The organism is Klebsiella sp. HMSC16C06, from assembly GCF_001808325.1.
GTDB classification, from domain to species: domain Bacteria; phylum Pseudomonadota; class Gammaproteobacteria; order Enterobacterales; family Enterobacteriaceae; genus Klebsiella; species Klebsiella variicola.
On record NZ_KV793015.1, the window covers coordinates 1 to 8,934 of the forward strand.

Annotated in this window: 7 protein-coding genes and 1 pseudogene; 6 read left to right on the forward strand and 2 right to left on the reverse strand. The window is 43.1% G+C overall.

The genetic code is table 11. From position 1 onward, the window contains the following. Positions 1 to 247 precede the first annotated feature (247 nt). The 4 genes from HMPREF3142_RS28540 to HMPREF3142_RS22350 are packed head-to-tail and all read left to right on the forward strand — an operon-like array spanning position 248 to position 4,598. Complete coding sequence (locus HMPREF3142_RS28540) at positions 248 to 1,345, forward strand: patatin-like phospholipase family protein (protein ID WP_015632529.1); 1,098 nt, start codon at positions 248 to 250, stop codon at positions 1,343 to 1,345. After that, positions 1,332 to 2,396: a cyclic GMP-AMP synthase DncV-like nucleotidyltransferase gene (locus tag HMPREF3142_RS22340; RefSeq protein WP_070612628.1), complete on the forward strand. Its 1,065-nt coding sequence runs from the start codon at positions 1,332 to 1,334 to the stop codon at positions 2,394 to 2,396. The genes HMPREF3142_RS28540 and HMPREF3142_RS22340 overlap by 14 nt, the downstream gene beginning before the upstream one ends. Beyond that, entirely contained in the window at positions 2,393 to 4,162 is a 1,770-nt protein-coding gene (locus HMPREF3142_RS22345) for a ThiF family adenylyltransferase (protein WP_070612630.1), read from the forward strand. The genes HMPREF3142_RS22340 and HMPREF3142_RS22345 overlap by 4 nt, the downstream gene beginning before the upstream one ends. After that, positions 4,137 to 4,598 (forward strand): M67 family metallopeptidase, encoded by a 462-nt coding sequence (locus HMPREF3142_RS22350; protein ID WP_032433950.1) that lies wholly within the window; start codon positions 4,137 to 4,139, stop codon positions 4,596 to 4,598. The genes HMPREF3142_RS22345 and HMPREF3142_RS22350 overlap by 26 nt, the downstream gene beginning before the upstream one ends. Positions 4,599 to 4,677: 79 nt before the next feature. On the opposite strand, the pseudogene HMPREF3142_RS28545 reads toward HMPREF3142_RS22350, so the two are convergent. After that, a pseudogene (locus HMPREF3142_RS28545) lies at positions 4,678 to 5,455 on the reverse strand (IS3 family transposase); the annotation flags it as partial. Between the two features lie 61 nt (positions 5,456 to 5,516). Here HMPREF3142_RS28545 and HMPREF3142_RS22360 point away from each other — a divergent pair. Together HMPREF3142_RS22360 and HMPREF3142_RS22365 are read left to right on the forward strand one after the other, a co-directional pair. Next, positions 5,517 to 7,346, forward strand: coding sequence for an NACHT domain-containing protein (locus tag HMPREF3142_RS22360; RefSeq protein WP_015632533.1), 1,830 nt, complete (start codon positions 5,517 to 5,519; stop codon positions 7,344 to 7,346). A 371-nt stretch (positions 7,347 to 7,717) separates the two neighbouring features. Then, positions 7,718 to 8,080, forward strand: coding sequence for a DUF596 domain-containing protein (locus HMPREF3142_RS22365; RefSeq protein WP_015632534.1), 363 nt, complete (start codon positions 7,718 to 7,720; stop codon positions 8,078 to 8,080). Between the two features lie 254 nt (positions 8,081 to 8,334). Here the strand turns inward: HMPREF3142_RS22365 and HMPREF3142_RS28550 are convergent, their stop codons facing one another. Next, on the reverse strand, positions 8,335 to 8,811 hold the full coding sequence (locus HMPREF3142_RS28550; protein WP_077143830.1) for an AraC family transcriptional regulator ligand-binding domain-containing protein: 477 nt from the start codon (positions 8,809 to 8,811) through the stop codon (positions 8,335 to 8,337). Positions 8,812 to 8,934 lie beyond the last annotated feature (123 nt).

Here is an 8,934-nt window from a genome sequence, read left to right on the forward strand (position 1 = left end):
TTGACTCCACAGACACATGTAACCTCATCTGGCGCCTCCATGCCGCTGACGCGGCATCCAGAAGTTTCCCGATGCTGTAAGTCTTAACGTCTGCTTTGTGCCAAGAACGGAAGTAGCCCACAGCACTTAGTGTTAACTAACGGGGTGCAGGTCACAGTATGTGATTATATCCAGCATGACTTGAAAAAAGGTTGAAATCACTATATATAGTAATTAACCCATTTCTCCTTTGGCATATATAGTGCAAATGAACCCATTTCGTGTTTTGTGCTTAGACGGTGGTGGAATGCGTGGTGTTTATCAGGCCACGTACTTACAGACTTTTTCTCAAAGGCTAAGTCAGACAGGTTTTAAACAGTCTGACCCAGGTTCTGCCTTCGATCTACTGGTAGGTACCAGTACAGGAGGGATCGTTGCCTGCGCATTAGCCTCTGGTATTCATCTTGAGAAGGTTCTTGAGCTTTACCAGACTTACGGTAAAGATATTTTCCCACGGCAGCGACTTCGTGCCCTTCCTTTTGTAGGTAAATACGTTCGCGGGTTATGCTCAGGACTAGCTTCAGGTGACTTTGCCTTACGCAAAGTTCTTAAAGATACCTTTGGTGAAGAAACTATCGGCAAAGTTTATGAACGCCGCGGGATCGGTTTAGCCATCACTACTTTAGATTTAAATCGTCACTCCTCAACTGTATTTAAAACACCGCATATGGCTCGCCTAAATGGACGAGACAATGATCGACTACTGGTTGATGTATGTATGGCAACTAGTGCTGCACCTATCCTCCGATCAATTGCACGCCTTGAGGAGCCAGGCTCTGGCGGAGCAATCGTCGATTACATTGACGGTGGGCTCTGGGCTAATAATCCAGGTGCTGTAGGTATGATAGAAGCCCATGAAATTCTCCAGTGCAGGGGCGAGACTGAACGCCCTGTGCATTTATTCATGCTGGGCACTCTTCCTGTCCAGGGAGGTGAGGAACTTGCCAGTAGCAGTATGCTGCACCGTGGTGCTTTGGGATGGTCTGCCGGCCTCAAAGCAATCACTGCGAGTATGAATGCCCAGGCGGTTGCTTGCGATTATATGGCTCGGAAAATTGCCGAGTTGAGAGGCAATGGCAGTTTTGCATACAGAATGCCAGCTCAGTGCCCCTCTGGGGAGCTACACAAATACCTCGAAAATATGGATGACGCACGCCCAAGAGTACTAAATGCATTAGCCCGGCAGGCAGTGTCCGACGTTGATCACGCATGGGCTCTGGCCGAATCGAATAATCACATGAAAGAATTTCGAACCGCCCTGTCGATTAAATCTAAATCTCTGGGAGATCAGCATGACGTTAATTAACTGCAATAAAGAAATGAAAGGGTATCATTCAGAAAAAGTAACTCTGTCAAATACCGACCAGTCTGAAATGCGTGACCGTCGTGATAATGGAAGAAAACGGCTCGAAAATGGCCTGATTCGCTTATCCCATCCATTGCCAAAAGACTTTAGCTCTCAAGGTTCTTATGCAATGCGCACCATGGTGCATGACGATTTATGTGATTACGACATCGATGACGGAATTTATTTCAACAAAGAAGACCTTAAAGATGGAGACGGTAATTATCTTGGTGCGCAGGATGCACGAAAGCTAGTTCGAAAAGCGTTGAAAGACGACAGGCTGGCCTATGATGCCGTTGTCAAGACAAATTGCGTCCGCCAACTCTACCCTGATGGTTATCACATCGATATCCCAGTATACCGTTCATTTATCACAAAGGACTTTTGGGGTAACGAAACAACTGAATATGAGCTCGCCAGTGGCGATGAGTGGACTAAATCTGATGCCCGTAAGGTTACACGGTGGTATAACAATGCTGTTGCTTCAGAGCTTAAAACTGGTCAGGCTGATACCAGCCAACTTCGCCGTGTTACAAAGCTGACCAAGAAAATGGCTCGCTCCCGTACCTCATGGAAAAAGAAAACCACAAGCGGTATTTGTATTTCGAAATTAGTTGTAGATCATTTTGTTTGTCAGGCTGGCCGAGATGATGATGCTTTACGTGAAACGTGGAAGGTCATCAAATCTCGGCTGACATATAGCCAGCGCATAGAGCATCCAGTGTTTGCAGATAAGAATCTTGCAGAAGAAAATGATGAGGCCGTTATTTTCTTTCAAGAATGCCTAACTGAGGCGCTAAATGCACTTGAAGTGCTTGAAGAGTATAATTGCACTCGTGAAAAAGCCGCGCTTGCCTGGGATAATGTTTTCAACACTGATTATTTCAGTACAGAAATCGCTCAGGACACCAACATGTCCAAATCTCTCATGCGCCCAGCTGTCAGCGCATCGGCATATCTATCCTTCCCCGCTCACCCCGTCACACCTAATAAATCAGCGGGGTTTGCATGATGAGTTGGTTACTGGAGAATCCTGCGCGCTTTTTGCATGAGCAGAAGGAGCTCAAACGCCTTGAGAGTGAGCATGAATGGCTAAATATGGCTCTGCGCTTTCAAAGTGATGGTAAGTTGTCAGTGGAAATAAATATGACTATTCATGGTCGTATTTATGAAGGGAAGATGACTTATCCTGATTCGTTTCCAGATTCTCCACCCTATATTCGTCCCAGAGACCGTTCCGAAAGGTGGTCAAACCACCAATATGGTGAAGGGGGGTCACTGTGTCTGCAATGGCGAGCTGATAACTGGCAGCCTGACATAACCGGGGCGGATATGGTACTCAGTGCATTTGAGTTACTGAATACAGAGCAGCATCCCGAACTACCAAATTCAGTCCCTTCAGCACATCGTTTAACAGAAGGCCAGATTTTGCGGGGTTGGATCCGGCGCTTAATACTAACCACCGATATCATGGAAGCTTGGAATAATCTCCCCCCTCTATCCAGCGCCAGTTTAAAAACAGCTACCCTGTTCAGTTCTGACAAGGCTGTAACATTCATCACTCAGATTTCCGATGTAGATAATAATTTAAAAAACGTCGAAGACGTTCCACAAAGTCTTGGATCACTCACTTACTTACTTTCACTATCCGGAGAAGGATGGGTGTTCAAAAGTGAAGGATTTGACTTGAAATTGAAAATTAAATCTGCAGAAGATTTAATTCAGGCGATAACAAATGAGGGCTTTGATACAGTAGACATTCTGGTTCAGGAAGATAATAAGTACAAGGCCAGAACGATAGTGTTACTAGGTCGAGATGGCTTGTCATTGAGAACTTTTTACCTTAACCCTGGTGATGAACCCACCATACACGAATTCAGTATTATTTGGCCTTCATCCACAGAGCTTAGGTTATCAAAGGAATCACAACGGCTGACGAAGATCAGAATCGGAATAATTGGCCTAGGCTCAATGGGTAGTAAAATCGCAACATCGCTTGCCCGGTCAGGAATAAAGCGATTTTTGTTAGTTGATGATGATTACCTAGCTACCAGCAATATAGTGCGTCACGAGCTGTACTGGAATCATGTTGGCAAACATAAAGTTGAGGGCGTAAAAAGTGCACTTTCACTGATTTCTGCGGGTATTGAAGTAGATGAAAGTATTATTCGTCTGGCGGGACAAGAATCCTCGGTATTTATGGCTTCTATCCTTAATGACCTTTCAAAATGCGATCTGCTTATTGACGCAACAGCAAACCCCGAGGTTTTTCTTCAGTTATCCGCTCTTGCGAAACGCTATAAGATACCGCTGTGTTGGGGGGAAATCTTTGCAGGAGGGTACGGGGGAATGATTGCTCGTTCCCGCCCGGGTTATGACCCAAACCCTTTGGCCGTTCGCGACGCATTTTATAGTCATCTTTCAACTCTTCCTAAAGCGCCTTTTGATAGCGCCCAAAATTACGATGGCAGTGAAGAACAGCCTCTGACCGCATATGACAGTGATGTTGGATTTATCGCTACAGCACTAACCAGGCTTGCTATTGATACAGCATTATCAAGAGATCCCAGCGTATTCCCTTACTCTCTATATTTACTCGGCATGCGTTGTGAGTGGATTTTTGAGCAACCTTTTGACACGCATCCAGTCCATGTGTCTGGAGCTGGATGGGATACCGATGACACAAGCGTCAGTGAGGAGGATCGTTTAGCTGCCCTACAAGCGATACTGCAAATTTATGAAGGAGAGGAACGTGCTGAACCTGATACTTCCGGCTGAACAACAGGCAGTTATAATGGACGCTCTATCTAAAGCCGGGCGCCGCGAAATTGGTGGGGTTTTAATGGGGGAACATATTGGACCTAATGAATTTATAGTACGTGAAATGACAGTACATCGTTGTGGTGCATTTGCCTACTTTGTCAGACGGCTTGATGAAGCAATCAGTGGGTTCAGTAAATTTTTTAACGAAACAGGCCATAATTATCAGATATTTAACTATATCGGTGAATGGCACTCCCACCCGTCTTTTGAACCGTACCCCAGCAGTAAGGACGACAGATCCATGCTTCAAATTGTTCAGGATAAAAAAGTTGGGGCAAACTTCGCGGTCCTTGTTATTGTCAAATCAGGTTCGAAAGGTGAGCTAATTATAACTGCTCACACCTATCTCCCAAATGGAACGAAAAGCGAATCAGAAATAACTTTGTTATGACCCTAGCCCCGAATATACTCCAGTCATAATCAGGAATAACCGGCTTCTGACCCTGGCCTAAATTCAGTGCAGTGCTAAATCAGAGATCTTCGTCTTTCCGGAGAGTTCGGATGAATTCAGCCGGAGTCATGTCATTTAATGATGAATGCGTTCTCTCATGATTATATTCCCTGCGCCAGTTGTCGAGTTTGTCATGCGCATCTTCCAGTGACAGGAACCAGTGAATGTTCAGACATTCGTCCCGCAGGCTGCCGTTAAATGACTCAATAAACGGGTTATCGGTCAGTTTCCCGGGACGGGAGAAGTCCATCGTGACACCTTGCTCATACGCTCATTTATCCAGGCTTTTCGAGATGAACTCGCTGCCGTTATCCGTCTGGATACGTACCGGCAGGCGTTTATCCAGCACCCGTAATGCTTCCACTATGCTGACCACATCCTCGCCTTTCAGCGATTTTCCAACATGGATTGCCACACACTCCCGACTAAAATTATCCACTACAGTCAGCGCCCGGAAACGTCGTCCATTAAACAGGTTATCCGACACGAAATCCATACTCCAGCACTGATCGACACCGGTCAGGACCGGACGTTGCTGACGATGTGCTGCACTGACATGCCCGCAGGGGCGCTTTTTTGCGCAGGTTGAGGCCTTCCAGACAGTAAATCCGGTGTGTTTTCTTGTGGTTAACAGGTCAGCCTTCCCGCCGCAGCTGAATATGAATACGCGGGCAACCTTAGCGGATCCGGGTTTCCGCTATTTCCCGGATACGCAGGGTTATCGCCCGATCATCCCACCAGCTCTGCCAGTGGTAAACGGTTCTTAGCTTTTGGTTAAAATCACAAGAAGAGTTTATGAAAACATACCATTGAAATGACTGTTTTTTTTTAGGATAATAAATAAAAAATGGTGAATTTATGGACATAATTCAAGAGTTAACGAAAGCTGGTATTACAGTTGCCACAACTCAATTGTTCAACAGAGTGTTTGCACTCTGGGACAGAACAAATCTGAACGCTCGCAGATTAGTAAGAGAGTTAAATAGTAGAGCATATATTAACTATCTTGAAAAACATGTTTCACGGGTAGTTAGTTTAAGAACTATTCACAGTTCAGAATATGATGTACAGCTGAAGGATATGTATCATCCTTTAAGAATTCGAGGTGTTATACCTAACTCTTCTTCACAATTAGTGAAAGATGGATTTTACATAGAGAATGAAAAAATAACTAATATTATTGGAATAGCTGGTCAAGGTAAGAGTACAATTTTACGAAAAATATTTGTTGAACAACTATTTAATGGGAACAAAATTCCATTTTTTATAGAACTTCGTAAAGTTAGTGATGAAGGTATACGTAAATCACTTCAAAATATACTAGTAAACTTAAGTTTAAAACCATCGGATATTGAAGTTGAAGAACTTCTTGCAAGTAACAAAATTATACTGATGTTAGATGGCTTTGACGAAATTAATTCTGAAAGAAAAAACACAATTCTCCACGAAATTGTCAGACTGAATTTAACGTACAACTTACAAATAATAACCACAACGAGACCTGGGACCGCAATATGCAGCGAGCCATCAATTGTTAATTTTAAAGTCCAGTTGCTTGTTGAAGACGATATTCTTTCTATCATTGAGAAGTTAAACTCAAATAATGACAGTATAGATATAGAGCAACTCCCAAAAATAAAGGAAACAATACGAAATAATAAAAACTTAGTATCGGTGATGACATCACCAATATTGGTTACCTTGTTTCACGTTTGCTATCCTTATATGGATATAATACCAAACAACACTGTTGAGTTTTATTCAAACCTATTCATGACTTTATATTTAAGACATGATAAGGTAAAGAATTTCGACCGCGAAAAATCATCGTCATTGAGTCACAATGACGCTTACGATTGCTTCTGCGCTCTATGCTTTTATTCAATTTTCAAAAATAGTTACGATTTTACTGAGCAAACTTTAATTGAATTCACTAAAGCATCAATGCAGTTGAAAGGTAAACATGACAATTGTGGCCCCGAAAATTTAGCTGTCGACTTTGTTGATGTTACGTGCCTTATACAGAGAGAGGGCTACAATAAATATATTTTTATTCATAAGTCAATTCAGGAATATCATGCCGCTGAATTCATAAGAAATATATCCTCTGATAAAAAACCCAAGTTTTATAATCTCATAATGGAAGACATAAAACAAAACAATTATAGATATCATAATACAATCTCATTCCTACAAGAAACAGATGAGATAGACTGTAAAAAAAATCTTGTAATACCTTTGTGTGAACATTATAAGATCCATAAGTGGAATGATATGGAAATAGTTGATTACAAGGATTTGTTTAGGGAGTTTTTTGTGGATTCTACTGCTCAAGTTGTAATAAATAACGGAAATTATAGTGTCCAGGCACTTAATTACTCAACGACTTTCATGAGCTGGATAGCTTTTTTCGAAAATGAAATGTATTATGATTTGTACAATATTGTAACTAATATTTTATTTTCACATGAAAATTCCAGATCCCTCCCAGAGGAAATATTTACAGTAACCAAAGATGGTATAAGTCAAATCAGCTTAATTCTTTTAATTAATAGGATGGATTTATTTGATATTGCGCTTGATGCTTTCATAAAACAAGTTCGTGAGATTTATCAGCATTTATATGTCAATTCGTCCGTAACTATCAAAAATGAAACTGAAAGTATAAATGAATTTTTTGACTTGTAATAAATGATATTTTTAATAGAAGAAGGCAGTGCTTTGGGGCGTGCCTTTTAAGCCAGTATAGCGAAGTGCACAAGTCTTTGAGGCAGTGAAACCGGACTCACTCATGCGAATAGTAGGTGCAATGAGTCCGGTGAAGTACTGGCAGCATCTTGGGATCACAACATAACAGTCCAGGAAAACATCCGCAGCCCCTTAGGGACAATAATCTATGTTGCTAAGCAAGACGGAATGATCATCAACCTTAGGGAGTTTTCGAGCAGCAAGGATAAAACGAAAGCTAGATGGACGATAGATATCATCAATAATGAACAAGTTAGTAACCTGCAAGGTAAGTCAAAAAAACCTATCGAGATTAAGTTTAGGTGATATTTATGAAAGCGACATGCAAAGAATTACTTGAATATAAAGAAAATTTAGAAGGGTGTTCTATCAGTACAGTATGGTACGTGACACCTCCAGAAAGATTCAGTGAAAAAGATTTCAATTTTAATCAGAGAAAAGAATTTTTCCTTCATCTGCTACGTATGCTTTTAGAAACAGGCAAGATCAGGCTAGGTAAGCATGGTGAATTTTTGCAGGGTAGTGTTGATGAACTAATCAGCCGTTATGATGCGGCTTTCCCGAAAACAGAAGGAGAGTGGGAAACTAGAGGTGAGCATCTATGGTTCTACGAAGATGATTGCCCCGGTGGTATCGTCTGGATCCATGACAGCGGCTATGAGGATTGGACCTGACTACGGTTCTGTACTGGGGGCTTACCAGCTTGCAGGGGATCGCCCTCTTGCCGCATTCTTTATCGTGGCCGTAATTCCCGATAGCAGCTCCAGCAGGATGGCCCCTAGCCGTTCTGCTGTTGCGGAGGTTGCTTCAAGTTTACTTAGTCTCAGTCGGAGATCAGGCTCGAATACCTGCCACATACCTTCACTGACGGTAAGAAATGGCCTTTATGCATCCCCGGCGGTGAAAGTAATGGAAGGTACGCTTCCTTTTATGATGCTGGTACCGAAGAATTTCTCATAGCGTCGGGCATCGGATTCGGGAAGACTGTCTGACAGTACCACACGATGTGCGCGGACAGGCTCGCGGGTTGCGAGTCTGGCAAACCACAAAAAAGGGCGATTTCCGCGATTTGTAGTGACAGCGGAGCCTCGGGCTGAAGCGTCAGCCAGCGAGGAGATACCGTCAAATCTCCCTCTCGTCCAACATCCAGTATTAGTTCCATTGGACAGACAAGCTTTTTGTACGTGGCGAGGCGCTGTGCAGCCAGTATAAGGTTAGGACTGCAAAGGGCGGCAAAAAGTGGTGGGCTGAAAGTTTGGGTCGTCAGGGTTTCGATAACACGTAAGGGAGACATCGCGTCATCTGACTCAATTTCCAGCGCGCGCCAGAAGCTGAAATAGTCGTGTGCAGAAATAAAGACAATAAGTGGGATGCTGTGGTCGCCCTCATTATCTGTTGAATTCAAAAATCAGATTTCCCTCATCCCGGAGTTGCCTATAACATCCATCCTTGCCCTTCCGGCTGACCTTAAGGGAAGGGGGGAGGGTGGCAGAATTTATAGCCAGGTAACCGGCTACGCCGGGCTTTC